We start from the raw sequence: 26705 nt of genomic DNA on the forward strand, positions 1-26705 counted from the left end.
GTTCCCCCTCGGAGACCGACGAAGGGGGAACATCGTGAAGGTCAGCCGAAGAGCGTTCGCCGTGGGGGTCGCGGCGGCGACGATCACCGTGCTCGCACCAGCCGCCGGCGCCATGGCCGCGCCGGCCGGGCCGATCGAGCTCGCGCCACGCGCGGGCGACACCTACACCGGGGTCGAGGCGATCAACGACCGCGGCACCGTCGTGGGCGAGTCCTACCCGCGCGACGTGCGGATCCTGTACCACCCGATGAAGTGGTCGGCCACCGGCGAGGCCACCGTGCTGCCGACGCTCGGGGGCGCGCTGGGCCAGGCCGTGGCGGTGAACCAGGCCGACGTGGCCGTCGGAGTCGCCGACGACACGAAAGGCGCTCAGCGCGCCGCTCGCTGGGCTGCTGACGGCACCGTCACGGAGCTGGCCACCCCAGGCGTGGGCGGGGGCGCGAACGCGATCAGCGACACCGGCCGCATCGTGGGCTCTTCCTACGACGGCACCATTTCCCACGCGCTGCTGTGGGAGCGCGACGGCACCGTCCGCGAACTGCCCGGCTTGCCCGGGGGCGGCTCGACGTGGGCCGACGACATCACGCCCGACGGTCGCGTCGTCGCCGGTACCGCCGACGACGCGGGCGGCGACACCCACGTCGTGCGCTGGGACGAGCGCGGCCGGATCACCGACCTCACACCGGAGGGCGAGTACGGCCGTGTCGTCGGGATCTCCCGTGACGGCACGATCACCGGCTCGATCACGATCGGCGGCAACCCCGTGGCCAAGCGGTGGGACCCCTCGGGCCGCGTCGTGACACTGGGTGAAACCGAGGCGCCGAGCTCGGGGTACGCGTCGGGGATCAGCGACAACGGCACCGTCGTCGGGATCGTCGACCCGGACTTCGGCGGCAGCTACGCGACGCGATGGGACCGTGCGGGCCGCCCGACGTACTTGCCGAGCGACACCCGCAACGCGGCGGCCAGCGCCATCAACCGCGCCGGCACGATCGTGGGTCAGGCCGAGGGCGTCGGCGCCAAGTGGGCGCCGGACGGCACTCGCACGAGGCTGGAACCCTTGCCGGGCCACACTTCCGCGGCGGCACTGCTAATCAACGCGCGCGGCGTCACCGCGGGGATGTCTTACGGGGACGTCTGGCACGGCGTCATCTGGAGGTGACGCAGCGGGCCGTCCCCGAGGGCATCGGGGACGGCCTGTGCGTCAGGAAGCTGCCGCGGCGGCTTCCGCCAGCGTCTTCTCGTCTTCCTCCCCGAAGGTCTCCTCCAGCTGCTCCGGCGAGTAGTCCAGGTCGATCTGCTCCACCGGCGTCCCGCGGGCCGACTCGATGGCGCCCAACCGCCGTTGTGCGCGGTCGGCCGCGTATTGGACGAACTCCTGCGGGTCGTTGTCGAAGGGGACTTCCTCGAACTGGTCCTGCACCCACTGGATCATGTTGAGCGCGTGGGGCAGCAGTTCGCCCATGCGCTGCTGCACGGCGTCCCACATCGAGTCGTCGGCGGCGACGTGGCGGCGGCAGGTGAAGGTGCCCCACGCCATGTGGCGGCGTTCGTCGTCGCCGATGCGGCGGACGAGGTCCTGCATGCCGGGCAGGATCTGGTTCTGGGTGCAGATGAGCTGCCACGAGTAGTAGCCCGTCAACGCGAGGCTGCCCTCGATCACGTGGTTGTACGTGACGCTCGCGCGGATCTGGTTGAGGGGACTGGGATCGTCCTCCAGGGCGCGCAGTGACTGCGGCAGCTCTTCGTAGAAAAGCTTGCGGTAGTGGGGGTTTTCGGCGACGTACGGGTGCAGATCCTCGTCGAGGCCGACGGCGTCCATCCAGCGGCGGAAGACCTCGACGTGCTTGGCCTCCTCGAAGCAGAACTGCGTCAGGTACATCTCGTCGCCGAAGCGGCCGGTCGAGGACATCGCGCGCATGAAGGGCTGGATGTCCTCCGTCACGGCCTCCTCGCCGGCGATGAACTGCGCCACGAGGTACGTCGTCGAGCGGCGCTGCTCCGGCGTCAGGCTCTCCCAGCCCTCGCGTTCGCGGCTGAAGTCGAGGTCGGCGGGGTTCCAGAACTTCTTGTTGCCCTTCACGAACAGGCGCAGCGGGAACGAGTCCCAGTTGAGCCCACCCCTGCGCAGCGACGAAAACCCGCTGCGCAGCTCGGGAAGCGTGTCCGTCATGTCCGGCCCTTTCGTGTCACTCCATTGTGGACGATTCCATGGACAAGTCTGTCGGTGAAAGGAAGCTTTCGATCGCCGGCGCCAGAACCGCCACCACGGCGTCGGCCGCCTCGGTCGCGGAGTGCGTCGGCAGCACCAGGTGGCTCAGGGACAGCCGCACCACCGTCTCCGCCAGCAGTGCGGCGGACTTCTGCGACAAACGGGGCTCCAGCGAGCGGTACTGCTCGGTTGCCAGGTCGGCGGCGGCCGTGAGGATGGGCTCGCCCTTGGTGGTGAGCAGGGGGAGCAGGTCCTCGCCCGCCTCCGTGCCGATCGCGGCGGCGACGAGCCGGTTCTCGCGGGCGTGCTCGATCGTGTAGACGACGGCGCCGTGGATGCCGGGGATCAGCCCGTCGGCGCTCTCGAAGCGGCGGCGGATGCCGTCGAGGAACTCCGCCGCCGTACGCAGCGCCACGGCCTGCGTGAGCGCCGCCTTGCTGCCGAACTCGTTGTAGACGGTCTGCCTGCTCACGCCGGCGCGCGCCGCGACGTCGGCCATGCGAAGTGCCTGGTAGCCGCGGTCGGGGAGCAGGTCCGCGGCCGCGTCGAGCAGTGCTTCGCGCAGCGATGCCTTGGTGCGCTCGGTGAAGCTCGTCACACCGTCAGCTTGACACAGATCGAGGTCGTGTCAAGAAGGTTTACTGACCACAATCGGATGTACAGGCCGGTTCTGTCGGTGGTCCCCGCTACCGTGGCGGACGTGAGCATCACCGTGGGCTTCGACCTGGACATGACGCTGATCGACCCGCGGCCGGGCATGGTCGCGGCGATGAACGCGCTGGGCGCGGAGGCGGGCCTGCCGCTCGACGGCGAGCACTTCGCCGCCAACCTCGGCCCGCCGCTTGACGACATCCTGCGCGGCTTCGAGGCGCCCGAGGAGCGGATCCCGGGCCTGGTGGATCGGTTCCGCGCGCTGTACCCCGGCCTTGTCGTGCCGAGCACGGTCGCGCTGCCGGGCGCGGCGGAAGCGCTGAAGGCCGTGCGCGCGGCGGGCGGGCGCACGCTCGTGGTCACCGGCAAGTACGGGCCCAACGCGCGCCTGCACGTCGAGGCGCTCGGGCTGGAGGTCGACGAGCTCGTGGGCGAGCTGTGGTCCACCCAGAAAGCCGTGGCGCTCAAGGAGCACGACGCGCGGGCGTATGTCGGAGATCACCTCGGCGACGTACGAGGCGCGCTCGCGGCCGGCGCGCTCGCGGTCGGCGTCACCACCGGGCCCTGCACGAGGGAAGAGCTGCTCGCAGAGGGAGCCGACGTGGTGTTCGGCTCGCTGACGCAGTTCCCGGAGTGGTTCGCCCGCGCGTTCTGAGGCTCAGCCGTGCTTGCCGGCGCGCGCCTCGCGGACCAGCGCGATCAGGCCGAGCAGCAGGCCCAGCGGCGTCACCACGCCGGCCACCGCGCTGAGCCACACCGGCAGGTTCTCCAGACCGGCGGCGAACATCACGAAGACGGCCAGCACGGCGAGCAGCCCGATGGCGAACAGGCCGATCCCGATCCGCATGAGGATCGGTTTGCCCGCGGTCTGCTTTGCTGCGTTGTCCATGGCGCTGAGGGTAACGGCCGTATCCGCTTCTCCCCAGGGCATGTGGCGAGATACGCTAAGCGGACGCGCGCCCTGGGTACGCCCGGGGCGCGTTCGTCGTGAGCAACACAGCAGAAGGACTGGTGAGGGAAGTGCCGACCGGCAAGGTCAAGTGGTACGACGCGGAGAAGGGGTTCGGGTTCGTCACGCAGGACGGCGGAGCCGACGTCTACATCCGCAAGGCCGCGCTGCCGCAGGGCGTCGAGGGGCTCAAGGCCGGGCAGCGGCTGGAGTTCGGCGTCGCCGACGGCCGTCGCGGGCCGCAGGCGCTCTCCGTCCGGCTGCTGGACCCGCCGCCGTCGGTTGCCGAAGCGCGCCGGCGTCCCGCCGAGGAGCTGCACGGCCTGATCGAGGACATGATCAAGCTCCTCGAGCTGAAGGTCCAGCCGGACTTGCGCCGCAACCGCTACCCGGATCGCAAGAACACCAAGCAGATCGCGGAGATCATGCGCGCGGTCGCCCGGGACATCGACCCCTGAGCCCGCATCTTTTGCGGTGAAAGGGCACCTCGACGGGTGCCCTTCACTCGTCGTGCCGTCAGGCGGGCTGAACCTGCAGCGACCACAGGGCCGAGGTGATCGGCTCCGCGTCGTTGGGGTCGCCCGTGCGGCTGACCACGGTGGCCTGCGCGATCTCCACCACCACGATCTGGTCGTCCTTGGTGGGCGGCGTCGCGGTGTAGGCGTAGCGGTCGCCGCTGGTGATGATGTCTTCCTTCAACGGCTGGGGCTGGCCCTTGCCGTTGACGAACTGCACCGTCACCTTCCACGGACCTTCCGCGACCTCCTTCGGCACGGAGATCTGCACGGGCTTGCCCGGGCGCAGCTTCAGCGTGCCCGCGGCGCCGGGGTTGGCGGCGCAGATGCCGGTCTTGACGTCGCAGTTGCCGATCGGCCCGACGTTGATCGTGTGCCCATCGCCGTAGAACGTCACCTCGGCCGGCCCTGGCACCGAGCAGCCGGCCACGGCGAGACCACCGGCCGCGAGCACGGCTACCAATCGGGAACGTCGCATGGTCCGAAGATTACCGGCGCTCCCGGGACGCGCCCTGCGCGGGGAAGCTGCCGGTCGGTTCGGGCCGCAGTGGCCGGTTTCCGCCCAGTCCCGGCACGAGCGAGCCGCCGCGCTGCACGAGGTAGGTCTGCGTGAGGCCGACGCCGAGCAGCACCGTGACCACGAGGAAGCCGATCCAGTACGTCGGCGGCAGCAGCAGACCGACGGCGCCGCCGAAGCACCAGGCCAGCTGCAGCACCGTTTCCGAGCGCCCGAACGCCGACGCGCGCGACTGCTCGGGCAGGTCTTCCTGGATCACGGCGTCGAGGCTGATCTTCGCGAGCGCGCTCGCCGTGGCGCCGACGAGGCCGACGACCGCGGCCGTCGCGAGTCCGGGCAGGAGCGTGGCGATGAGCGTCACACCCGCGCACGCGGCCACGCACCACACGATCACCTGGTCCGGCGCGCCGAACTGCAGGCGTGAGCCCAGGGCGTTACCGACGAAGCCACCCGCCCCGGCCGCGGCGCCGATGATGCCCAGCAGGAGCAGCTGCATGAACGGGCTGTGGCCCGTGCCCTCCGTCTGCGCCTTCACCGCGAACGCGGCGAACATCATGAGGAAGCCGGTGAGCACGCGCACGGATCCGTTGCCCCACAAGGCGACCACGATGTGGCGGCCCATCGGCTGGCGCTGCTTCTTCTGCGTCGGTTCGGGCCGCGCCGACAGCGACGTGGGCACCTCGCCCTCGGTCACCTCGACCCACGACGGGATCCGCATCGACTGCACGGCCGCGGCCACGCAGATCAACGCGGTGAACCACAACGCGCCGGCGGAACCGCTGATCGCGTTGACACCGCTGGCCAGCCCGCCGAACACTCCGGCGGCGACGAGGCCGAAGATCGTGAGCCGCGCGTTGGTCTTCGACAGCGTGATCTCCGGCGGCACCACGCGCGGCGTGATGGCGGCCTTGAGCACGGTGAACGACTTCGACAGCACCATCATCCCGAGCGCGGCGGGGTAGAGCAGCCAGTCGTCGAAGTGCAGGGCCATGACCACGGCCATCAGGCCCTGGCCGATCGAGGCCACGCACATCGCGAGGCGGCGGCCGCGCTGGATCTTGTCCAGCGCCGGGCCGATCACGGGCGCGACGAGCGCGAACGGCGCGATGGTGATCAGCAGGTACAGCGCCACTTTGCCCTTGCTCTCGCCGCTGGTAGCGGCGAAGAAGAGCGTGTTGGCGAGCGCGATGGCCATGGCGGCGTCGCTTGCGTAGTTGAGCATCACCGCGTACATCAGCGACGTGAGGCCCGACTTGTCCGCGCCGTCGGCTTTGGTGGCGCGCTGGAACATGCCGATGGCCTGTCCGCTCAGCTGCCGGCTGCGCAACGCGGCGACGCGTGTGACGGTGATCTTCTTCGGCAGCTTCGGGATCGAGCCGGCACCGGGGACGGCGGTGGTGCGGAGTTCCTCGTCACGTTCGGGGCCGACGCGGGGTTCGCCGGCGTAGCCGCCGGTGTCGTAGTGCTCGTACTCGCTGCTGCCGGGCCGAGGGCTGTCTGGGCGGGGCCGGACGGGTTCGGTGCGGCGGTCTTGCGACGGGTACGGCCGCGCGCCCCTGGGTGGCGGCGGTCGGTGGCCGAGGGGGACGGCGCCGGTGGGGGCCTCGTCGGCGGTCGGGGTGCGGGGCTCGTCGTAGAACGGGCTTCGGGCGCGCGGCTCCCGGCCTTCGGGCGGGAGCCGCTCAGGACGAGCGCGGGGTTCGTACCGCTCTTCGTGCCGCTCGGGGCGTGCGCGCGGCGGGTCGGCCGGGACACGCCGGGTCGGGGGCTCCGCCGCGACGCCCCGGGTCGGTGGTTCGACCGGGTGCGCGGCGGGGTCGACGCGGGTGGGCTGCGGCGAGTCGCGCCAGGAGCGGGCCTGGGCGGCGCTGGGCTCCGGCGTCCACTTGCGCTTGGACTTCCGGCCGCGACCCTTGCCCGACCGCCCGGAGAAGGTGCCGTCGGGTTCGGAGTGCGAACCGAAGAGTGCCACGCGTCAATCCTGCCTCATCCGGGTGCCGTTCCGCCCGATCACGTGCCGTTCTGTGTCCCGGCGGCGCCGGCGGGGACGAACTTCACCCGGTACATCGCGGGCCAGAGCTTGCCCGTGACGAGGAATTCGTCGGTGCCGGGGACGGCCGCGATGCCGTTGAGCACGTCTTCTCCGGGGTTGACCGGGGTGCGGAGTCCGCCGGCGTCGATGCGTCCGGTGATGTGTCCGGTTTTGGAGTCGATGCGAAGGATGGTGCCGGTTTTCCACACGTTCGCGTACACCGTGTCACCGACGCACTCGAGTTCGTTGAGCTGGTCCACGCCGACGTCGACGCTCCCGGTGACCGCAAACGTCTGCGGGTCACGGAACGTGAGCTGCGAGGTGCCGTTGCTCATGACCAGCCGGCCGCTGGGCTGGTGGCACAGACCCCAGCCCTCGCCGTCGAAGGGCACGCGGCGCAGCTCGGCCAAGGTTTTCGAATCGCGTTCGATGGCGAAGCCGTCCTGCCAGGTCAGCTGCCACAGCTTGGGCCCGAGGATCGTGATGCCCTCCGCGAACAGCGGCGACGGCAGCGCCACGCGCGTGGTGGGCTTCTGGCCGGCGGCGCCCGCGGTGAGCGCGGACTCGCCGGAGAGGCCGCGGCTCTCGTACAGCGTCGTGCCGGCGAACTCGAGGCCCTCGGTGAAGGCCGACGTGTCGTGCGGCAGCGTCTGCAGCACCTGCACAGTGAGCTCTTCGGGCGGGGGTTGTGTCGCCTGCGTGCCGGCGCAGCCGCCGAGCAGAGCCACCGCCAGCAGCGGCCAGATCAACGGGGTTCGCGTCAGGGGAGTGCGCACGGGAACAGCCTGGCACGGGCCGCGCGGATGCGTGCGGCACAATTGGGGCCATGACGTTGCTGTTGACCCTGGACGACGGCTCTATCCAGCGGAAGCTCGCGGACGCGGAAGACTTTGCGCGCGAAGCTGTGCTGGCGGACGCCCCGGCCGAGCAGGTCGGCGAGCACGTCGCCGTGACCTCCGAGGACGCCGTCTCGGCGACCCACCTGTTCGAGGCGTCGGTGCCCGGCTACCACGGCTGGTGCTGGGCCGTGACGGTCGCCGTCGCAGGCCTGGACGAGCCGGTGACCGTGAGCGAGCTCGCCCTCCTGCCCGGCCCGGACTCCCTGGTCGCACCCACGTGGGTCCCCTGGGAGCAACGCGTGCGCGCCGGCGACCTCGGCGTGGGCGACATCTTCCCCACCGACAAGGACGACCCGCGCCTCGCGCCCGCGTACCTGCAGTCCGACGACCCGGCCGTCGAAGAGGTCGCCCACGACGTCGGCCTGGGCCGCGTCCACGTCCTCTCCCGCTACGGCCGCCAGGACGCCGCCACCCGCTGGCACGGCGGCGAGTTCGGCCCGCGCTCCGACATGGCCCGGAGCGCTCCGGCCACTTGTGGGTCCTGTGGGTTTTTCGTGCCGCTCGCCGGGTCCCTGCGCGGGGCGTTCGGGGTGTGCACCAACGACATCGCCCCGGCCGACGGCCACGCGGTGGACGTCGAGTACGGGTGTGGCGCGCATTCCGAGGTGGAGGTGGAGATCACCTCGTCGATCCCGGTGGCGGAACTGGTTTATGACGATTCGTTGATCGACTTTGTTTCGGATGCTGAGCCTGAGGCCTCTGCGGCTGCTGCTTCGTCGTCGGAGGTGGTTGCGGAGGCTTCGTCGGCTGCTGCTGAAGAGGCTTCCACCGTGGCGACGGTGGAGCCGGAGGCTGCTGCTGAGGTCGCCGCGGTTGAGGTTGCTGCTGTTGAGCTCGCTGTCGGGGCGGCTGCCTCGGCTGGGATCACCGAAACCCCGGCCGGCGAGACTCTCGCGACGAACGCGGCTGCGGAGGCTTCTTCGGACGCTCCTGCTGCCGGGCAGCCCGAGGCCACGGGCCCTGCTGAGCCGGCCGCCAATGCTTCGGCTGACTCGATCACCCAGCCGACCGCGGTCACCCCGGCGCCGGATGCGGCCGCCGACACTGCGGCCGAGACCTCGCAGCCGGAGGCGACTGTCTCTGCCGAGCCGGCCGCGGCTCCCGAGGCTCCCGCCACCGAGGCTGGGACTGCGGACCCGGAGGCGATTGCCTCGGCCGAACGGGCCGCGACGGCCTCGGCACCGGAGACGGCTTCCGCCTCCGAAGAGGCGGGGTTGCCCCCGGCTGTCTTGCCTGAGGTCGAAGCCGCCGAGCCGGCGGTGGAAGAAGCGCCTGCGGACTCGGCCGCTGAAGTTGCCACTTCGCAGGCGGCTCCCGCCGCCGAGTCGCTCGCGGATGCTTCGACCGACTCGATCGCCGAATCGACTGTGCTCACCCCGGCTCCGGATGCAGCTGCCGACGCCGCGGCTGTGACTTCGGAGCCCGCGGCGATTGCCTCGACCGAGCCGGTTGCGGCGACCCCGGCTTCTGCGGCAGCCCCCGCCACCGAACCGGCCGCCAAGCCTTCGGTGACTTCGGCCGAGTCGGCTCCGGTTGCGCCGGATGCCTCCGCCGACACCGCGGCGGCGACCTCGCAGCCTGAGGCGACTGCCTCGGCCGAGCCGACTGCGGCGACTTCTGCCCCGGAGGCGGCTCCCGCCGCCGATGCGGTGGCGGCGGCTGCCCCGACCGCTGAGGTCGAGACTGCTGCTGAGTCGGCGGTGGACGAAGCGCCTGCCGACTCGATCGCTGAAGTTGCGGCGCCCCAGGCGGATCAGGCGGCTGAGCCCGCCGCTACCCCGGCGGCCGATGCGGTTGAGGACTCCGCAGTTGTGACCTCGGAGCCCGAGGCCACTGCCCCTGCTAAGCCGGCTGCTGCGGCCTGGGAAGCGGTGGGGCTGTGGGCGGATCACACCGCCGAGCAGGGTTCGGAACCGGCCGGCGAGGTTCACGCCGGAGCTTCTGAGGAAGCTGCCGCCGAGCCGGCTGCGCAGGATGGCGCGGGCGCGGAAACCACAGCGGTCGCCGACCCTGCGGTGCCCGAGGCCCAGGCGGTTTCCGCGGCCGACGAGATCGCGGACAGCGCGGCGCCGGAAGCGGCGACGGTTGAGGAGTCGTTCGAGGAAGCTGCCAGCGGTTCTGCCGAACCCGCCGAAGCGACGAAGGCGACCGAAGCCACCGACGCCGCCGAAGCGCGCGAAGGTGCCGAAGCAATCGGAGCCGCTGAAGTGAGCCAGGTCGCTGAAGCGAGTGAAGGCGTCGAAGCGGGCGACGCAGCCCACGCTGCCGAAGCAGGCGAAGCAGCTCACGCCGCCGAAGCGGACCGCGCCGCCGAAGTACAGGCCGGCGAGGGTGACCGTGGCGCTGAGAGTGGTGACGGCCCCCGGTGAATGAGGGCATGGGGGCGGATCCGTTCGGGACGGGGCGGCTGCGCGAGGCGATGTTGCGCGCGTGGCGGGACTCGCCGACGCGGTTTGTGGAGGACACCAACGCCGAGCGTGACTTGAGGGTTGGGGCGTATCGCGATCGGCTGTTCGTGGAGCTGGCGCAGAACGCGGCGGACGCGGCGCAGGCGGCCGAGACCCCCGGCCGGGTCAGGGTGTCCGTTGTGGACGGTGAGCTGAGGTTCGCCAACACCGGGGCGCCGCTGGATACGCGGGGTGTGGAGTCGTTGGCGTCGTTGCGGGCGTCGGCGAAGGAGCGGCTGGACACGGTCGGGCGGTTTGGCGTCGGGTTCGCGGCGGTGTTGACCGTGTCCGACGAGCCGCGGGTCGTTTCGGCGCGAGGTGGGGTGCGGTTCTCCGCGGAGCGCACGCGGGAGGCGGCCGGGCGGGACGGGGATGTGCCCGTGCTGCGGCTGCCGTGGCCTTCCGAGGAGGCTCCGCCGGAGGGGTTCGACACCGAAGTGCGGCTGCCTCTGCGGGAGCCGGAGAGTGGGAAGGCGCTGCTGGACGCCCTCCAGGAAGAGATTTCCGACCTGCTGCTGGCCTTGCCGTGGTTGGGTGAGGCTGAAGTGGACGGTCGCGTTTGGACGCGCACCGGCACGGATCAGGTCGAGATCGCCGGGCCCGAGAAGAGCCGAAGGTGGCTGACGCACGAGGGCTGGGCCGTGCCGATCGACGCGGACGGGGTGCCGCAGCCGCTGGACGAAGACGTGTTGCACGCGCCGACGCCGACGGATGAGGCGTTGTCGCTGCCGGCGCGGTTGATCGCGCCCGTGCCGCTGGAGCCGTCGCGGCGGAGGGTGTTGCCCGGGGCGGCGCTGGATGAGGCGATCGCAGCGGCGGCGAAGAACTACGTCGGGCTCGTCAGGGCTGTGCCGCAGGAACATCGGTTCGTGCTGGTGCCCCAGGGCGGCTTCCCGCGGTCGACAGTGGACGCGCAGCTGAGGGATCAGGTTTTCTCCGAGCTGGCAACGCAGCCATGGTTGTCCACTATGGACAACAAGGCGGTGTCCGGCCGGCAGGCGAAGGTGCTCGACGTCGACGTGCCGGACTTGCCGCCGCTCTTGGCCGACCTCGTGCCCGGCCTGGTGGCCGCGCCGGCGGGGGCCGCACGGGTGCTGAAGCCCGTGTCGGCGCAGGCGATCGGCGTCGAGGACGTGCTGGAGGTGCTCACCGGGATCGGCCGTGAACCCGGGTGGTGGCACCGGCTGTACGCGGCGCTCGCCGTGGCCGTGGACACGCACGACGTGTCGCCGGCGCAGCTCGACGGGCTCCCGGTGCCGCTGTCCGACGGACGCACGCTGCCCGGCGCGCGCGGCACATTGCTGCTCGACGGGTCGAACGAGCTGCTCGAACTCCTGTCCGATGTGGACGTTCCGGGGCTGCGGCTCGTGCACCCCGCGGCGGCGCACCCGTTGCTGGAGCGCTTGGGCGCCAAGCACGCCGACGCCCGTCAGCTGCTCGAAGCCGAGCAGGTGCAGTACGCCGTGGAACGCAGTGTGGAAGACGTCCGGTCCGGTTTGGACGGGATGAACCTCGCGGGCGCCGTGCTGAGGCTGATCGCGGAGTGCGGTGACGACGCGCCGGAGTGGGCCGGTGCGCTTGCCCTCCCGTCCGAAGACGGCTGGCGCCGGGCCGACGAGCTCGTGCTGCCGGCGTCTCCTCTTCTCGACGTGTTCGACTCCGAAGTGTTCGAAGAGGACGGTGCCCTGTCCGTTCTCGACGAGGAGTTCGCCGAGGACTGGCCACAGCCGACACTCGAAGCGGCCGGCGTGCTCGACTCGTTCGCCGTCATCCGCGACGAGGAGCCGCACGAGCCCGACCACGGCCTGCCCGACGAAGACGTGTGGTGGGACTCGGCTGAACGCCCGCCGACGGCTGTCCTGGCGATCAGGGACCTCGACCTCGTCGCCGACGACGCGTGGCCCGCCGCGCTGCGCCTCATCGCCGCGCGGCCCGAGACGTGGCAGGCGCTGCACGCGCCCGAAGGCCACGCGGGCTGGTGGCTCGCTCGTTACGCCCTGCTCGCCGGCGAAGCCCCCGGCTCCTGGCGCCTGCCTGCCGCGGCCGACCTCGCCGGCCTCTACGACGAGGTGCCCGACCTCGAGCTCACCGTCGAACTGCTCCAGGCCGCCGGCGTCCGGACCACGCTCGACCTCGCGACGGCCGAAGACGTCACCGACCTGCTCGACCGCCTCGGCGACCCGGCCCGCACGCTCACGCCGGGCCTCGCCGCGCGCGCCCACCGCGCGCTCGTGCAGTCGCCCGTGGACGTCGACGACCTCGACGCCCCGGTCCGCGTCCGCACGGCCGACGGGAGCGTGACAGACGCCGACAAAGCCGTGGTCCTCGACGTCCCGTGGCCGGCTTCCGCGCTGCCGGCGACCAAGATCATCGCCGCCCCCGAAGACCCCGAACACCTCGCCGAACTGCTCGACGTCCCTCTCGCCGGCGCCCTGCCGAACGAGGTGACCAGCACCGGCGAGTACGTCGCCTGGGCCGACCTGCCCGCGATCCGCCTCGTCGCCGACCAGCTCGGCCTCACCGTGCCCGAGGGCGGCCCGCTGCTGCACGACGTGCTCACCGTGACCGTCGACGGCACCACCGCCGACGTCCCGTGGTGGTCGGACGAGGACAACCGCCTCCACGCCGCCGACACGTCGGAAGGTCTGGCCCGCGCGTTCGCCTGGGCCACCGACCACTGGACCGAGCGCTACCGCATCACCGCACTGCTCGACGACCCGGCGCCGCACACGTTCCTGAACTAGAGGCGCTGTGTCGACCTAGAGACGCCGAGCCGAACTACAGCCGCTGCGCCGACTTCGACCCCCGCCGGGCCGCCGCGCGCTGCCAGAAGATGATGCCGAAGCCGATGAACCCCAGGACGATCCCGGCGAACGCCGTCCACACCCACACACCGTCGGCGACGAAAAAGAGCACCACCAGCGCGACGGCCCACGCCGAGGTACCTACGATCACCACCGGGGTCAGGTCGGTCAGGCGCTTGGGCAGGTCCGGCGTGTGCCGCAACGAGCCCGTTACCTCCGCGGGATTGATCGGTTCATCCACGTGGTGAAGGGTACCCCCGGGCGTTCACGCAACGAGCACGACAGCAGCGAGCAAGACAGGGGCACGGTATGACGGATCAGCGCGAGCGGGAGGCCGTGTCCACTCTGGACCGGTTCTTCAAGATCACCGAACGCGGCTCCACGGCCGGGCGGGAGATCCGCGGCGGCGTCGTCACGTTCGTGACCATGGCCTACATCGTGGTGCTCAACCCGCTCATCATCGGCAGCTTCGCCGCGGGCACGCCCTCGGCGCACGCCGACGTGCTCGGCCACATCCTGCCCGTGCCGGCCGTGGCCGCGGTGACGGCGCTGGTCGCCGGTGTGATGACGATCCTGATGGGCCTGATCGCCAACTACCCGTTCGCCATCGCGACCGGTCTGGGCCTCAACAGCCTGCTCGCCGTCACGCTCGCACCCCAGATGACCTGGCCCGAGGCCATGGGCCTGGTGGTGATCGAGGGCGTGATCATCGTCCTGCTGGTGCTCACCGGCTTCCGCACGGCCGTGTTCCGCGCGGTGCCGCCGGCGCTCAAGTCGGCGATCGCGGTCGGCATCGGCCTGTTCATCTGCCTCATCGGGCTCGTCGACGCCGGTTTCGTGCGCCGCCTGCCCGACGACGCGCACACCACCGTCCCGGTCGGCCTCGGCATCAACGGCTCGGTCGCCTCCTGGCCGACGGCCGTGTTCGTGGTCGGCCTGCTGCTCACCGCGATCCTCGTGGCGAAGAAGGTCAAGGGCGCGATCCTCATCGGCGTGCTGAGCTCGACCGTGCTGGCGATCGCCGTCGAGGCGATCGTGAAGGCCGGGCCGTCGAACGGCACCAATCCCAAGGGCTGGAACCTCGGCTACCCCGCGCTGCCATCGAACGTCCTCGGCATGCCCGACCTGTCGCTGGTCGGCGACGTGTCCTTCGGCGCGTGGACGCGGCTGCCGATCATCACCGTCGTCCTGCTCGTGTTCACGCTCGTGCTCGCCGACTTCTTCGACGCCATGGGCACCATGACCGGCCTCGGCAAGGAAGGCGGCGTGATCGGCAAGGACGGGCAGCTGCCCAACGTCGGGCGCGCCCTGTTCGTCGAGGGCCTCGCCGGCGCGGCCGGTGGCTTCGGCTCGGCCAGCTCCAACACCGTCTTCGTCGAGTCCGCCTCCGGCATCGCGGAGGGCGCGCGCACGGGCCTCGCCAACGTCGTCACCGGCGTGCTCTTCCTCGCCGCCATGTTCCTGACGCCGCTCTACCAGATCGTGCCCGTCGAGGCCGCCGCGCCGGCGCTGGTGGTCGTGGGCGCGCTGATGATGGGGCAGGTCCGCGAAATCGACTTCACGGACTTCTCGATCGCGCTGCCGGCCTTCCTGACGATCGTCGTCATGCCGTTCACCTACTCCATCGCCAACGGCATCGGCGCGGGCTTCGTGAGCTACGTCGTCATCCGCGCCGCCACCGGCAAGGCCCGCCAGGTCCACCCGCTGATGTGGGTGATCGCGGTGGCTTTCGTGGCGTACTTCGCGGTGGGTCCGATCCAGGCCGCGTTGAGCTGAGCGTGGAAAGGGCGTCGCGCTGACCGGTGCCGAAAGCGGTCGGCGCTGAGCTGAGCGTGATCGCGGAGGGTGGCGGGGTTCACCCTTCGGCGCCATTTTCGTGAGGTAAGCTAACTATATGTCCGGCGACACGCATGAGCGCTCCCTCGCGAGCCGCCTGCGTCTCGCGGTGGTCCGGCTCAACCGCCGGCTCCGGGCACAGCGCGTGGGCGACGACGTGACGTTGACGCAGACCGCGGCGCTGTCCACCTTGCACAAGTGCGGCCCGCTGACGCCTGGTCAGCTGGCCGCCAAGGAAGGCGTCCAGCCGCCCTCGATGACGAGGGTCATCGCCGCGCTCGAGGAGATGGGGTTCGTCGAGCGGCGCCCGCACCCGACGGATGGCCGGCAGGCCATCGTGGAGCTGTCCGACAGCGGCATGGCCTACGTGAAGCAGGCCATTTCCGTCCGGGAGGCGTGGCTGGATCGGCAACTGGCCGAACTCGGCGAGGAAGAGCTGGAAGTGCTCTCCCGCGCCGCTGAGATCATCGACAGGATGGCGGGGAACTAACACCGGTGGCGACCACGGGTAGCGAAGCAGAGCGTACGACCGAAACCATTGCTACCCAGGACACGGCGCCACAGCCGGCCGGCCCGCCTGCCTCCGGACCACCCGGCACCCCGACACAGCGCACCCCGAGCCTGCCCGACGGCGCCGATCGCGTGCGCAAGGAGCCGGCCGAACCCGACAGACCCGCGGAGCCGAAGCGCGGCAAGGGCATGTTCGCGTCGCTGCGCGTGCGCAACTACCGGCTGTTCTTCACCGGCCAGGTCATCTCCAACGTCGGCACCTGGATGCAGCGCATCGCCCAGGACTGGCTGGTGTTCCAGCTCTCGGGCAACAACCCGGTCGCACTGGGGATCGCCGTCGCGTTCCAGTTCACGCCGACACTGCTGCTGTCGCTGCAAGCCGGCGTGATCGCGGACCGCGTGGACAAGCGGCGGCTGCTGATCCTCATCCAGAGCGTCAACTGCCTGCAGGCGACGTTGCTGGGCGTGCTGAATCTGACCGGTGTCGTGCAGATCTGGCACGTGTACCTGCTGTGCATGATGCTCGGCATCACCTCGGCGATGGAGGTGCCGACGCGGCAGTCGTTCGTGGCCGAGATGGTGGGCCGCGACCAGATCGCCAACGCCGTGGCGCTGAACTCGTCGATCTTCAACCTGGCGCGCATCGTCGGCCCGGCCATCGCCGGGTTCGCGATCACCTGGGTGGGCACCGGCTGGCTCTTCATCGCCAACGCGGTGAGCACGATCGCCGTGGTCACCGGGCTGGCGATGATGAACCCCGCCAAGCTCTTCCGTGGCCCCGCGATCCCCCGCGCGAAGGGCCAGCTCATGGAGGGCCTGCGCTACGTGCGCCACCGCTCCGACCTGGTCACGGTGATGGTGCTGATGTTCTTCGTCAGCACGTTCGGCATCACCTACTTCACGTCGCTGCCGATCGTCGCCGCAAACGTCTTCCACACCCAGGCCGACGGTTACGGTCTGTTGTCCACGCTCGTCGCCGTGGGGACCTTCGTGGGCGCGCTGTTGTCCGCGCGCCGCGGGATCAAGAGCCGGCCCCGCGTGCGGCTCATGCTGATCTCCGGCGCGCTGCTCGGCCTGTTCGAGTTCGTCACGGCGTTCATGCCGACCTACCTGACCTTCGGCCTCGGCCTCATCCCGCTCGGCTTCGCCACCATCACGTTCCTGAACACGGCCAACGCGCTGGTGCAGACGTCCGTCTCGCCCGAGATGCGCGGCCGCGTGATGGGCATCTACGTGCTGGTGCTCATCGGCGGCAACCCGATCGGCGGTCCGATGACCGGCTGGATGGCCGACGCGTTCGGCGGCCGCTCGCCGTTCTACATCGGCGGCGCGATCTCGCTGATCGCCGCCGTGGTGTGCGCGCTGGTGCTCATCCGGCGCGGCGGCGTCTCGCTGCCCGTGCGCCGCTTCGGCAACGGCCTGCGTGTGCTCAAGCGCGAACGCGTCTGACCTGCGTCTTTCGAAGGGCATCTCGGTTCGCCGGGGTGCCCTTCAAGCATTTCAGGGACTTTTCACGCCCTCCCCCGGACGAGTGAGAGGTAGGTCTCCGCAAGAGGGGGCTTGCCGGGGCTGTTGAGGTTAGGCTAACCTCATATACGTCCGCTTCGTGGTGGGAGCGGCAGTCAGTTCGGGAACGGACGGAGCCCCGCCCCTGGGAACCCCAGGAGCGGGGCTCCGTTCATTTACGAGGGTTCACCAACGAGGGTCTCGGGCAAAGCGTCCTTCACCGGCTCATGACGGGTTCATGGTCGGGTCGGCCGAGGGCTCCGTCAAGAGGTGCCCACCTGGTGGGGTCGGCAGCCGCGAGAGCTCCAGGCCGAAGTACACGCGGTACGCGGTGCGCACGGCGTTGTCGGTGCCCAGCAGTACCTCGTTGCGCACGCCGTCGACCGTTTCGATCAGCCGGTTCCCCGACAGCGTCACGCGGCCCTGGGAGGTCGGGCGCGAGCACGTGAGCCGCCGCGTGAAGCCCGAAAGCGGCGACGTCGACTGCCACCACGCCATCGGCACGAAGTCCGTCAGCGGCCGCGCGCGCGCCTCCAGGCGGTAGACGGGCGTGCCGTCCATGACCACGTCCACGTCGCCGAACGGGGCGTCCAGGAAGAGGAACTCGCCGTCCGGATCGGACTGGACCTCCACGGCCGACAGGCGCAGCGGGCCACGGCTGAAGCGGCCGAAGCCGACGTCCACCAGCCACTGCTCGCCGTCGAGCTCCACGACCACGGCCGCGTGGTCCAGCGGCGGCCCCGGCTCGCCCTCGTCGGTGAAAACCTGGGCGCCGCGCAATGCGGCGTCGAAGCCGAGCTCGCGCAGCAGGGCCGAGAAGAGCCCGTTGAGCTCGTAGCAGAAGCCGCCGCGCCGTCGGCGCACGATCTTGTCGAACAGCGCTTCCTCGGTCAGCTCGATGGGTTCACCGAGGTGCACGCTCAGGTTTTCGAACGGCACGCGTTCGAGGTGGCGCTCCTGCAGCTGCCGCAGGGCCGCGAGGTCGGCCTTGGCGGGCAACGCGAGGTCGAGGCGGGCGAGGTAGGCGTCGACGTCCATGACCCCAGCCTCACACCTGGAGTGCACTCGAAGTCAAGCGAGAAACGAAAAACGGGGCCCTCCGTGAAGGAGAACCCCGCTTTTGCCGAAGCAGCAGGCTCAGCTGAGCAGCAGGCCGTTGCCGCCGGCGACGGCGTTGTCGAAGCGCTTGCTGATCTCACCCCAGTTGAAGATGTTCCACAGGGCCTTGACGTAGTCCGGCTTCACGTTCTTGTAGTCCAGGTAGAACGCGTGCTCCCACACGTCGACCAGCAGGATCGGCGTGGTCGGCAGGATCAGGTTGTTGTGGTGGTCGCGCAGCTGCTGGGTGATCAGCGTCTTGCCGATCGGGTCCCAGGAGAGCGCGCCCCAGCCGTTGCCCTGGATCGTGGTGGAGACGGCGGTGAACTGCGCCTTGAACTTGTCGAAGGAGCCGAACGCCTCGTCGATCGCCGCGGCCAGTTCGCCGGTCGGCTTGTCGCCGCCTTCCGGGGAAAGGATCTTCCACCAGACGACGTGGTTCGCGTGGCCGGCCAGGTTGAAGGCCAGCGTGGTCTCGAGACCGACGATGTTGCCGAAGTCGCCGGCTTCGCGAGCCTCGGCGATCTTGTCGAGGGTGTCGTTCGCGCCCTTGACGTAGGTCGCGTGGTGCTTGCTGTGGTGCAGCTCGTTGATCTGACCCGAGATGTGGGGCGCGAGGGCGCTGTAGTCGTAGTCGAGATCGGGCAGGTTGTACCGGGCCATTGGCCCTCCTTCAGTCTTCGACACAAGTTCCTACTACCGAACCTAGTAGCACACCCGGGTTCGCGGCGACCGGGGGCGGCCTCCGTGCCACAGGGTGGACCCGCTCGTTCGGCTACGGCGTACCCGGGTGGGCACCGTGCGAAACCGAGCTTTGTACCTCCACCAAACTGGAGGTCAACTTCTTGTGATCAGCCTCATCCGCCCGGGCGTCAGGCGAGCCGGTAGCGGTCCAGTTCGAGCGCCAGCTCGTCGAACACGGCGACGTTGTGCTCGAAGGCGACCAGTGTCTCGTTGATCACCCGGGCGCGGGCGTCGTCGTCCCACGGCGCGGCGTCGAGCTTCGCGCGGTAGCGGTCGCGGAACGCGGGCGCGCTGCCGATCTCGTCGAAGTGGTAGAACAGCGAGCCCGCCTCGGCGAGGTCGAAGTTCTTCTCCAGTAGCCGCCGGATGATCTGGCCGCCCGCGATGTCGCCCAGGTAGCGCGTGTAGTGGTGCGCCACGTACCCGCCGGCCCACACCGAGGCCTCGGCGATGCGCGCGGCGTACGCCTCGGTGCTGGCGAGCGGCCGGATCTCGGTGCGCCAGGCCGGGCCGGCGAGGCGGGCGAGGTCGCGCTCGAGCGCGGGCAGCCGGCGCAGCTCGTCGAACACGAACTCGCGGCCGACGGCGTCGCAGGTCATCGTGTCGCTGACGTGCTCGATGGCCTGGTAGATGAAGTAGTACTGGATCGCGAGCTGCGTGTAGCCCTCCAGCGAGAGCTCGCCGCCGAGCAACGCGTTCATGTACGTGGAGTGGTTGGCCCGCTCGTGCACGCCCCTGGTCGACTCCCGCAGCCGTCCGGAGAACGGCCGGGCTTCGAGCTCAGTGGTCACCGACATGGCGGCCTCCCTCTTTCTGACAAGCTGTCAGATAGAGCGTAGGCCACGATGGGGACTTAGGCTACCCTAAATCGGACGATGATCCGGAAGTTCACTCGAACCGACGGCCTGCAAGACGAACCGCACGGCCGCCTCGATCACGCCGGCCAGCCGCTCGGCGGGCACGTCGATCACCTGCCGCGTGCCGAGCGCCGCGGTGATCATGGGGACCACCACGTCCACGTCCTGTGCGGGCCAGCTGCCGGCGTCGACGCCGGCGAGCAGCACCGCGCGCAGCTGCCCGGTGATCGGATCGGCGTGGGCGCTGATGCGCCGGTAGGCCGCGGGTGCGAGCGCCGACTCCAGCGCGCCGCCGGGCGGCAGGTGGTGTTCGGCGAGCACGCGCAGCTGCAGCCGGACGAACGTCGCCAGTTGCGCGATCGGGTCCGTCTCGGCTTCCACGGCCGCGCGCAGCCGCTCGACGTAGCGCGCCGCCTCGTCCTCGACGAACGCGACGAGCAGGCTTTCCTTGTCGGGGAAGTGGTTGTACAGCGCGGTGCGGCCCAGCCCGGCCTCGGCGGCGACGCCGGCGAGCGTGATCGCGTCGAAGCCACGCTCGTACAGCTGCGCGCGCAGCACCTCGAACACCCGCGCGCGAACCTCGCGCCGGTGCGCTTCGAGCGAGCCGCCGAGTACCTTCGGCACCGTTGTTCCCCTGCCTGCCTGAGACCTGCTCCAGCCACCATAAGGCCGAACGGGGGCTCGTACTCAGTCGGTGAGCGACCAGGTGTGCACGGGTTCGCCGGCGGCCGAGAGCTCGAGATAGCGGCCCAGCATGCGGTTGAGCGCCGTCTCGCGGTCGGCGCCGCGGTCCTGCGCGCGCAGCACGTAGTCGCGCTGCCAGGTGGCGCCGCTACGGCGGGCGAGGCAGCGCCGTTCGATCACGCCGAGGTATTTCACGCGGGCCTCGTCGGACACGCCGGAGCGGCGCAGGCCCTCGTGGGCGAGCGGCAGGAGCACGCGCAGCGCGAGCTCGTCGGGCGGGATCCAGCCGATGCCCGGCCAGTACAGCTGCGCCTCGAAGCCCTTGCGCGCGCCCGCGTAGAGGTTCTCCTCCGCGGCCTGGAACGACATCTGCGTCCACACCGGGCGTTCCTGCTCGGCCAGCGCGCGCTGGGCGCCGTAGAAGAACGCGGCGTTGGCCACGATGTCGACGACCGTGGGCCCGGCCGGCAGCACGCGGTTCTCGACGCGCAGGTGCGGCAGGCCGTCGACGACGTCGTACACCGGCCGGTTCCAGCGCCAGATCGTGCCGTTGTGCATACGCAGCTCGGTGAGCTTCGGCGCCTGGCCCGACTCCAGCGTCTCGATCGGGTCTTCCGCGTCGGTCTGCGGCAGCAGGCCGGGGAAGTACCGCACGTTCTCCTCGAACAGGTCGAAGATCGACGTGATCCACCGCTCGCCGAACCACACCCGCGGGCGAACACCCTGGTTCTTCAGCTCTTCCGGGCGGGTGTCGGTGGCCTGCTGGAACAGTGGGATGCGCGTCTCGTGCCACAACGCCTTGCCCAGCAGGAAGGGCGAGTTGGCGGCCAGCGCCGTCTGCACGCCGGCGAGGCACTGCGCCGCGTTCCAGTGCGCCGCGAATTCCTCAGGCGCCACCTGGAGATGCAGCTGAACCGACGTGCACGCGGCTTCCGGCAGGATGGATTCCGCGAAACTGCGCAGCCTTTCGGGCTGTTCGCCCGGAAGCGCCGCGCCGTCCATGGAAAGCGCGATTCGCTCACCGCGCGCGGCGAAGATCTGGTCGTTCAGCGACGAATACCGCGCGTTGTTGGTGAGCCATTTCTGGTCGAAGTGTTCTTGACGCAGTGTCGGCAGGATCCCGATCATCGCGAGCGTCGAACCGGCGTCGGTGGCCTTGGCGGACGCTTTGCCGAGGTATGCGCGCAGATCGTCTTCCAGCTGCAGCGCCGAATCGCCGGCGAGTGGGCGCGGCGGCACGTTCAGCTCGAGGTTGTGCTGCCCGAGTTCGGTGGTGAACGACGGGTCGTCGAGCGCTTCCAGCACCGCGGCGTTGGTCATCGACGGGCGCAGTTGCCCATCGACGAGATTCAGCTCCACTTCGAGCCCGATATTCTTGCGGGGAAAGGAAAAACTGCCGTCCGTGAGCATCCGGGCGAGCGTGTCGAGACAGCGTTGGACTTTGCGGCGGTACCGTCCTCGGTCCAGCTGGTCGAACGGTTTCGCCGAAAGGTCGGTACCCATGTCTGACGCGCTCCTTGGCTGCTGTCCGCAAGTGTCCGGGCGGGGACTGCCAGGCCGCCCACCGTCGCACAGAGCGGCGCATCTGGGCTAGCGGCCAAACTGGTGCTCTCCGTCACGGGAGGTTGACTGTCCGCAAAAATGGCCCATTCGTACCAGAGTTGTCCGGTCGTTCGGACCAGCTTTGTACCGGGCGGGGTCCCGGCATGCGGATGTCACACTGTGCGGTGTGGCTGAACTGATCTTCACCGAGGATCCCGAAGATCCCCGGCTCGACGATTTCCGCGACTTGTCCACTGCGGACCGGCGGCCGGACCGTCCCGGTGGGCGGGGGCTCGTGATCGCGGAAGGCACCGTGGTTGTCGAGCGGATGCTCGCTTCGCGGTACCCCCTGCGCGCATTGCTCGGCGTGGAACGGCGGGTGCGTGACCTCGACCTTTCCGGCGTCGACGCGCCCGCGTACGTGACTTCGGCGGAAACGATGGCTTCCGTGGTGGGGTTCCACCTCAACCGCGGGGTGCTTGCGGTGGCCGATCGTCCGGCGCCGCCTGCGGTTTCGGAGATCATCGCCGGGGCGCAGGTGCTCGCCGTGCTCGAAGGAGTCGGCGACCACGAGAACCTCGGTTCGATCTTCCGCAACGCGTCCGCGCTCGGTGTCGACGGTGTCCTGCTCGGGCCGGGCTGCTCGGATCCGCTGTACCGGCGCAGCGTGCGTGTGTCGATGGGGCACGTGCTCCGCGTGCCCTTCGCTCCGCTGGACGGGTGGCCCGACGGACTGAACCTCTTGCGGGAAAGCGGTTTCACCGTGGCGGCGCTCACACCGCGGCCGGGATCCGTTCCGCTGCGCGGACTGCGCGAGAAGGTCGGCGAGCGGGTGGCGCTGATGCTCGGCGCCGAGGGACCGGGGCTCACCGACGAGGCGATCACGGCCGCGGATCTGGCCGTGCGCATCGAGATGGTGCCGGGCGTCGACTCGCTGAATGTCGCCACCGCCGCCGCGGTCGCGTTCCACGAGGTCGCCGCCACGCGTTGAGGTGCTCACCTTTCCGGGATACCCATTTCGCGCCGGTAACCACAGGCGCAGATGTCGATCGGTCAACGACCGTGGCCCATCCGGCCCCGCCCGTGCGGCAGTCCTTGGCATCGGCGGGCCGGCGCGGCTATTTTCGCGCGCTGATCAACATTCGGGTGAGCCGGATTTCGCCGGCTGTTGATCTACGCGATGGAGTCCGACGACTTCGAGGCTGCCGCGGCGGCGTTCGCGAACTCGGCGCACCCGATCGACGCCGAGCACAAGCGCGTGATGGCGGAGGTGGGCGGAACGCCGGTGGCGGTGGAGGAGCTGCTCGACGTGCGGCTCTGATTTCGGTCGATTTCCGCGCCGGGTGCCGGTCCCGCCGGGAGGCTCGCGGGGCTTACGCTGCTGCGGGCAGGTGCGGGCAGACGCAGTCGCGTTCGACGGCAGGCACCTGCAAGTGGGAAATGCCCAGCGGGAGGACGTCAGTGGAGCTGCGGATCCGGGGCGAGCGCGCGGTGCTCGCCGGCCCGGGTGGCGAGGGTGCGCGCGAAGTCGACCCGCGGCGGTTGGCGATCGGGCCGGACCTGGCGCAGGCCCTGCACGAGTGGGCGCGCGTCGCATCGGCGGTGTCGCGGACGGGGGGCGACGCGGAGGTCGCGACGTCCGTCGTGTCGCAGCGAGGGCGGCAGCTGGCCGGGCGGCTGGCGACGGTGATGGGAACGACGGTGCGGTTCGTGGATCCGGTGTCTGGCGTAGAGACGGTGATCGACCCGCCCGCGCGCGTGGTGGCGCGGCGGCGTGGGGTGCCTGGAGCCGCGACTGAGCCGACGCCTTGGCTGACCGGGCTGACGGTGTCGGCGTTCGCCGCGGTGCTCGTGGCCGTGGCGATGCTGGCGTTGGCAGGAACGCTCGCGCAAGAGACGAACACCTGGATCGCGCTGGTGGCGTCGGTCGTGGTGACCGCCGGGATCGGGCCGTCGCTGTGGCTCGGGCGGCGGCTGCCGATCGTGCGGTGGGCGGTCTACGGCGCGGGCGCCGGGATCATCGCGGCGTGGCTGGGTGTGCTGGCGATCGTGCTCTGACCGGCCGATACTGGCCCGATGGCGCCCGTCGACGAGTTGCGCAAGCTGTGCCTCGCGCTGCCCGAGGCCACCGAACGGCTCAGCCACGGCGAGCCGACGTGGTTCGTGCGCGGCAAAAAGACGTTCGTGACGTTCGCGAACCACCACCACGACGACGGACGGCTGGCCTTCTGGTGCCCGGCGCCGCCCGGTGCGCAGGAGGACCTCGTGCGCACCGAGCCGGAACGCTTCTTCCGCCCGCCTTACGTCGGGCACCGCGGCTGGCTCGGCGTACGCCTCGACGTGGACGTCGACTGGGCGGAGATCGACCACATCGTGCGCGACGCCTACCGGCTGGTCGCGCCGAAGTCGCTGGCCGTGCTCCTCGAGGACTAGCCGCGCTGGGAACGCACGCCCAGCAGGACGTCTTCCCACGAAGGCACGATGGGGTGGTTCTTCTTGGGCTTCGCGCGCGGCTGGTCGTCTTCGGCGGCCTCGTCGTCGGACGGGACGCGCGGGATCTCCCGGGTGTCGTCGTCCTCCTCGTGCGGCTCGGTGGGCGCCTCGATCGCCAGGCGCTCGTCCTCGGCCGAGTCCAGCGTCGGCTGCATGACGGCGTCACGCGCCGGGTCGAGGGCGCGGACCGTGCGCGGCGGGCGGTAGGAGTTGGGGTTGAGCAGCACCTCGGCGTTCTCGTCGAGGGCGTGCACCGTGCCGCCGTGGGCGCCGGGTGAGAAGGACCAGTGGGCGCGGTTGTCGGAGCGCCCGGCCTTCCACTGCAGCACGACGACCCACTTGCCGTCGTCGCCGCGCCAGGAGTCCCAGCGGGCCTGCGAGTAGTCGTGGCCGCGGACGCCGAACGCGTACGCGATCACCTCACCGAGCGTCTGCACGTCGGGGCCGTCTTCGCGGACGGGGTGGGCGCTCTGGGCGAGGTCGGCCGTGCGCGAGCGCTCCAGCAGCACAGGGTAGGCGTACCTCTCCACGCGCTGCGCCGAGACGCCGGCGCCGCTCGCGACCTGTTCGACGGACTCGCCGGCGCGGATTCGCGCCTGGATCTCGCGTGGCCGCATCTGGCTCTCCAACTCGATTTCGATCTGGCCCAGCCGGGCGATGTCCCCCCTAGCCGCCGCTCGCAGAGTTTCATCGGCCGGGAGCAGGAAGCGGGTACGGCTCGCCGGGTCCTCGAGCACGATGGACTTGCCGTCCTCGTGCAGACCGACCACCCGTAGCGCCCGCATTTCTCGCCTCCCCGATCTTCACCTTTGTGGGTGCTCACGTTAGAACGGCGCGTCGGCTTGACGTGCGAGGCGCGCCGATGCATCACCCAACCGTCACCTTTTTTGACGACGGTCTCCGTCATCCTCCCGGGCCCGCTCACCGGGAACCCGTGGGACACGCCGACCACGTTCCGTCACGAATGAGTGGTGTTCCGTGTTCGTCGCGCAACGCACGACGGGCCCCTCCCGGAGTGAGAGGGGCCCGTCGTGTGCGGAACTCAGCGGTGCGGAACTCCGCAGTACAGAACTCAGCCCAGCCGCTCGACCACGTACTCGATGCTCTGCGTGAGCTTCGTGATGTCGTCGGGGTCGATGGCCGGGAACAGGCCGACGCGCAGCTGGTTGCGGCCCAGCTTGCGGTACGGCTCGGTGTCGACGATGCCGTTGGCGCGCAGCACCTTGGCCACGGCGGCGGCGTCGACCTCGTCGGCGAAGTCGACGGTGCCCACGACCTGCGAGCGCAGGTCCGGGTCCTTCACGAACGGCGTGGTGTAGGAGGTCTTCTCGGCCCACTCGTAGAGCCGGTTCGACGAGTCCTGCGTGCGCGCGGTCGTCCAGGCGAGCCCGCCCTGGCCGTTCATCCACTCGATCTGGTCGGCGAGCAGGAAGAGCGTGGCCACGGCCGGGGTGTTGTACGTCTGGTCCTTGCGCGAGTTGTCCAGCGCCGTGGTGAGCGACAGGAACTCGGGGATCCAGCGGTCGCCGCCGCCCAGTTCGCCGATGCGCTCGACCGCGGCCGGCGAGGCGAGGGCGATCCACAGGCCGCCGTCGGACGCGAAGGACTTCTGGGGCGCGAAGTAGTAGACGTCGAAGTCCTCGGCCTTCACCGGCAGGCCGCCGGCGCCGGACGTCGCGTCGATCGCGACCAGGGCGCCGTCACTGCCCTCGGGGCGACGCACCGGCACCGCGACACCGGTCGAGGTTTCGTTGTGCGCCCAGCCGACGAGGTCGGCACCGGTTTCGTACGCGATGTCGGGCGCGCTGCCCGCTTCCGCCTTCACGATGATCGAGTCGGCGAGGAACGGCGCCTTGTTCGTGACGCTCGCGAACTTCGAGGAGAACTCGCCGTAGGTGAAGTGCTGCGCGCGCTCGCGCACGAGCCCGAACGCGGCGGCGTCCCAGAACGCGGTGGTGCCGCCGTTGCCGAGGATGACCTCGTAGCCCTCCGGCAGGGAGAACAGCTCGGACAGCCCCGCGCGCACGCGCCCGACCAGCGACTTCACCGGCTTCTGGCGGTGCGACGTGCCGAGGTAGGTGTGGCCGGACTCAGCCAGCTTGGCGAGCTGCTCGTCACGGACCTTGGACGGTCCGCAACCAAAGCGCCCATCGGCCGGCTTGAGGTCTTCGGGGATGCTCAACTCCGCTGCGTCGGTCATGTGGGCAGTCTCTCAGGTCGGGATGCGCCTGCTCAATGCGGTGGGGAGGTGTCCGACATGTGGAATCGGACACTTGCGCCCCAATGTGGCGTTCGGTGCGCTCAACGCACCGAACCCCCCGGTGGGTGGGGGCAAAGCAACCCACCCCCCCATGGGGGGGTGAGCGCCCCCCCGTATAGTCGACAAAATAGGAAAAGGGGGGGGGATGG

At 70.3% G+C, this 26705-nt stretch carries 25 protein-coding genes and 1 pseudogene; 12 read left to right on the top strand and 14 right to left on the bottom strand.

Going from position 1 to position 26705, the window contains the following annotated elements; translation table 11 throughout:
- Positions 1-34 precede the first annotated feature (34 nt).
- Positions 35-1162 carry a hypothetical protein gene (locus tag ABZU76_RS30165; protein WP_354875354.1) on the top strand — a complete coding sequence of 376 codons (1128 nt, stop codon included), beginning with the start codon at positions 35-37 and terminating at the stop codon, positions 1160-1162.
- Between the two features lie 42 nt (positions 1163-1204).
- On the opposite strand, the gene ABZU76_RS30170 is transcribed toward ABZU76_RS30165, so the two are convergent.
- On the bottom strand, positions 1205-2173 hold the full coding sequence (locus tag ABZU76_RS30170) for a R2-like ligand-binding oxidase (protein ID WP_354875356.1): 969 nt from the start codon (positions 2171-2173) through the stop codon (positions 1205-1207).
- Positions 2174-2189: 16 nt separating this feature from the next.
- A complete protein-coding gene (locus ABZU76_RS30175) occupies positions 2190-2810 on the bottom strand; it encodes a TetR family transcriptional regulator (RefSeq protein WP_354875358.1) in 621 nt (206 codons plus the stop codon).
- A gap of 102 nt (positions 2811-2912) precedes the next feature.
- Between ABZU76_RS30175 and ABZU76_RS30180 the strand changes: the two genes are divergently transcribed.
- Entirely contained in the window at positions 2913-3518 is a 606-nt protein-coding gene (locus ABZU76_RS30180) for an HAD hydrolase-like protein (RefSeq protein WP_354875360.1), read from the top strand.
- A 3-nt stretch (positions 3519-3521) separates the two neighbouring features.
- Here the strand turns inward: ABZU76_RS30180 and ABZU76_RS30185 are convergent, their stop codons facing one another.
- The gene (locus ABZU76_RS30185) at positions 3522-3752 is read right to left on the bottom strand and encodes a hypothetical protein (RefSeq protein ID WP_220244600.1); all 231 of its coding nucleotides are present in this window, start codon (positions 3750-3752) and stop codon (positions 3522-3524) included.
- A gap of 131 nt (positions 3753-3883) precedes the next feature.
- On the opposite strand from ABZU76_RS30185, the gene ABZU76_RS30190 reads away from it, so the two are divergent.
- Positions 3884-4270, top strand: coding sequence for a cold-shock protein (locus tag ABZU76_RS30190; protein ID WP_220247185.1), 387 nt, complete (start codon positions 3884-3886; stop codon positions 4268-4270).
- Between the two features lie 58 nt (positions 4271-4328).
- On the opposite strand, the gene ABZU76_RS30195 is transcribed toward ABZU76_RS30190, so the two are convergent.
- The 3 genes from ABZU76_RS30195 to ABZU76_RS30205 are packed head-to-tail and all read right to left on the bottom strand — an operon-like array spanning position 4329 to position 7652.
- On the bottom strand, positions 4329-4805 hold the full coding sequence (locus ABZU76_RS30195) for a DUF2771 family protein (protein WP_354875362.1): 477 nt from the start codon (positions 4803-4805) through the stop codon (positions 4329-4331).
- A 10-nt stretch (positions 4806-4815) separates the two neighbouring features.
- Positions 4816-6816: an MFS transporter gene (locus ABZU76_RS30200; RefSeq protein WP_354875364.1), complete on the bottom strand. Its 2001-nt coding sequence runs from the start codon at positions 6814-6816 to the stop codon at positions 4816-4818.
- 38 nt (positions 6817-6854) lie between these two features.
- Positions 6855-7652 (bottom strand): glutaminyl-peptide cyclotransferase, encoded by a 798-nt coding sequence (locus ABZU76_RS30205; protein ID WP_354875366.1) that lies wholly within the window; start codon positions 7650-7652, stop codon positions 6855-6857.
- Between the two features lie 50 nt (positions 7653-7702).
- On the opposite strand from ABZU76_RS30205, the pseudogene ABZU76_RS30210 reads away from it, so the two are divergent.
- Positions 7703-8446, top strand: a pseudogene (locus tag ABZU76_RS30210) (DUF3027 domain-containing protein); the annotation flags it as partial.
- Positions 8447-10152: 1706 nt separating this feature from the next.
- Positions 10153-12966, top strand: a complete 2814-nt coding sequence (locus ABZU76_RS30215) for a molecular chaperone Hsp90 (protein ID WP_354875368.1) — start codon at positions 10153-10155, stop codon at positions 12964-12966.
- 34 nt (positions 12967-13000) lie between these two features.
- Here ABZU76_RS30215 and ABZU76_RS30220 read toward each other — a convergent pair whose 3' ends face one another.
- Positions 13001-13228: a DUF2530 domain-containing protein gene (locus ABZU76_RS30220; protein ID WP_354875398.1), complete on the bottom strand. Its 228-nt coding sequence runs from the start codon at positions 13226-13228 to the stop codon at positions 13001-13003.
- 107 nt (positions 13229-13335) lie between these two features.
- Between ABZU76_RS30220 and ABZU76_RS30225 the strand changes: the two genes are divergently transcribed.
- The 3 genes from ABZU76_RS30225 to ABZU76_RS30235 all read left to right on the top strand — a co-directional run bounded on the left by ABZU76_RS30225 (position 13336) and on the right by ABZU76_RS30235 (position 16821).
- Positions 13336-14802, top strand: coding sequence for an NCS2 family permease (locus ABZU76_RS30225; RefSeq protein WP_354875369.1), 1467 nt, complete (start codon positions 13336-13338; stop codon positions 14800-14802).
- A 118-nt stretch (positions 14803-14920) separates the two neighbouring features.
- Positions 14921-15352, top strand: a complete 432-nt coding sequence (locus ABZU76_RS30230; RefSeq protein ID WP_220244595.1) for a MarR family transcriptional regulator — start codon at positions 14921-14923, stop codon at positions 15350-15352.
- Between the two features lie 209 nt (positions 15353-15561).
- Positions 15562-16821 carry an MFS transporter gene (locus tag ABZU76_RS30235; protein ID WP_220247182.1) on the top strand — a complete coding sequence of 420 codons (1260 nt, stop codon included), beginning with the start codon at positions 15562-15564 and terminating at the stop codon, positions 16819-16821.
- Positions 16822-17103: 282 nt separating this feature from the next.
- On the opposite strand, the gene ABZU76_RS30240 is transcribed toward ABZU76_RS30235, so the two are convergent.
- The 5 genes from ABZU76_RS30240 to ABZU76_RS30260 all read right to left on the bottom strand — a co-directional run bounded on the left by ABZU76_RS30240 (position 17104) and on the right by ABZU76_RS30260 (position 21764).
- The gene (locus ABZU76_RS30240; RefSeq protein WP_354875370.1) at positions 17104-17916 is read right to left on the bottom strand and encodes an arylamine N-acetyltransferase; all 813 of its coding nucleotides are present in this window, start codon (positions 17914-17916) and stop codon (positions 17104-17106) included.
- 99 nt (positions 17917-18015) lie between these two features.
- Positions 18016-18639: a superoxide dismutase gene (locus tag ABZU76_RS30245; RefSeq protein WP_354875371.1), complete on the bottom strand. Its 624-nt coding sequence runs from the start codon at positions 18637-18639 to the stop codon at positions 18016-18018.
- 209 nt (positions 18640-18848) lie between these two features.
- Complete coding sequence (locus ABZU76_RS30250; RefSeq protein WP_354875373.1) at positions 18849-19517, bottom strand: biliverdin-producing heme oxygenase; 669 nt, start codon at positions 19515-19517, stop codon at positions 18849-18851.
- Positions 19518-19583: 66 nt separating this feature from the next.
- A complete protein-coding gene (locus tag ABZU76_RS30255) occupies positions 19584-20201 on the bottom strand; it encodes a TetR/AcrR family transcriptional regulator (protein ID WP_220244591.1) in 618 nt (205 codons plus the stop codon).
- A gap of 63 nt (positions 20202-20264) precedes the next feature.
- Complete coding sequence (locus ABZU76_RS30260; RefSeq protein ID WP_354875375.1) at positions 20265-21764, bottom strand: glutamate-cysteine ligase family protein; 1500 nt, start codon at positions 21762-21764, stop codon at positions 20265-20267.
- 226 nt (positions 21765-21990) lie between these two features.
- Here ABZU76_RS30260 and ABZU76_RS30265 point away from each other — a divergent pair, with 226 nt between their 5' ends.
- The 4 genes from ABZU76_RS30265 (at position 21991) to ABZU76_RS30280 (ending at position 24236) form a co-directional block, all read left to right on the top strand.
- Positions 21991-22794: an RNA methyltransferase gene (locus ABZU76_RS30265; RefSeq protein ID WP_354875377.1), complete on the top strand. Its 804-nt coding sequence runs from the start codon at positions 21991-21993 to the stop codon at positions 22792-22794.
- Between the two features lie 189 nt (positions 22795-22983).
- Positions 22984-23124, top strand: a complete 141-nt coding sequence (locus tag ABZU76_RS30270; protein ID WP_354875379.1) for a hypothetical protein — start codon at positions 22984-22986, stop codon at positions 23122-23124.
- Between the two features lie 140 nt (positions 23125-23264).
- A complete protein-coding gene (locus ABZU76_RS30275) occupies positions 23265-23861 on the top strand; it encodes a DUF2537 domain-containing protein (protein WP_354875381.1) in 597 nt (198 codons plus the stop codon).
- Positions 23862-23879: 18 nt separating this feature from the next.
- On the top strand, positions 23880-24236 hold the full coding sequence (locus tag ABZU76_RS30280; protein WP_354875383.1) for an MmcQ/YjbR family DNA-binding protein: 357 nt from the start codon (positions 23880-23882) through the stop codon (positions 24234-24236).
- Here ABZU76_RS30280 and sepH read toward each other — a convergent pair.
- A complete protein-coding gene (sepH, locus tag ABZU76_RS30285) occupies positions 24233-25081 on the bottom strand; it encodes a septation protein SepH (RefSeq protein ID WP_354875385.1) in 849 nt (282 codons plus the stop codon). The two genes, ABZU76_RS30280 and sepH, sit on opposite strands and share 4 nt — an antisense overlap.
- Positions 25082-25368: 287 nt before the next feature.
- Positions 25369-26496 (bottom strand): phosphoserine transaminase, encoded by a 1128-nt coding sequence (gene serC, locus ABZU76_RS30290; protein ID WP_220244586.1) that lies wholly within the window; start codon positions 26494-26496, stop codon positions 25369-25371.
- Positions 26497-26705 lie beyond the last annotated feature (209 nt).

Source organism: Amycolatopsis sp. NPDC005232, assembly GCF_040607795.1.
Classification (GTDB): Bacteria; Actinomycetota; Actinomycetes; order Mycobacteriales; family Pseudonocardiaceae; genus Amycolatopsis.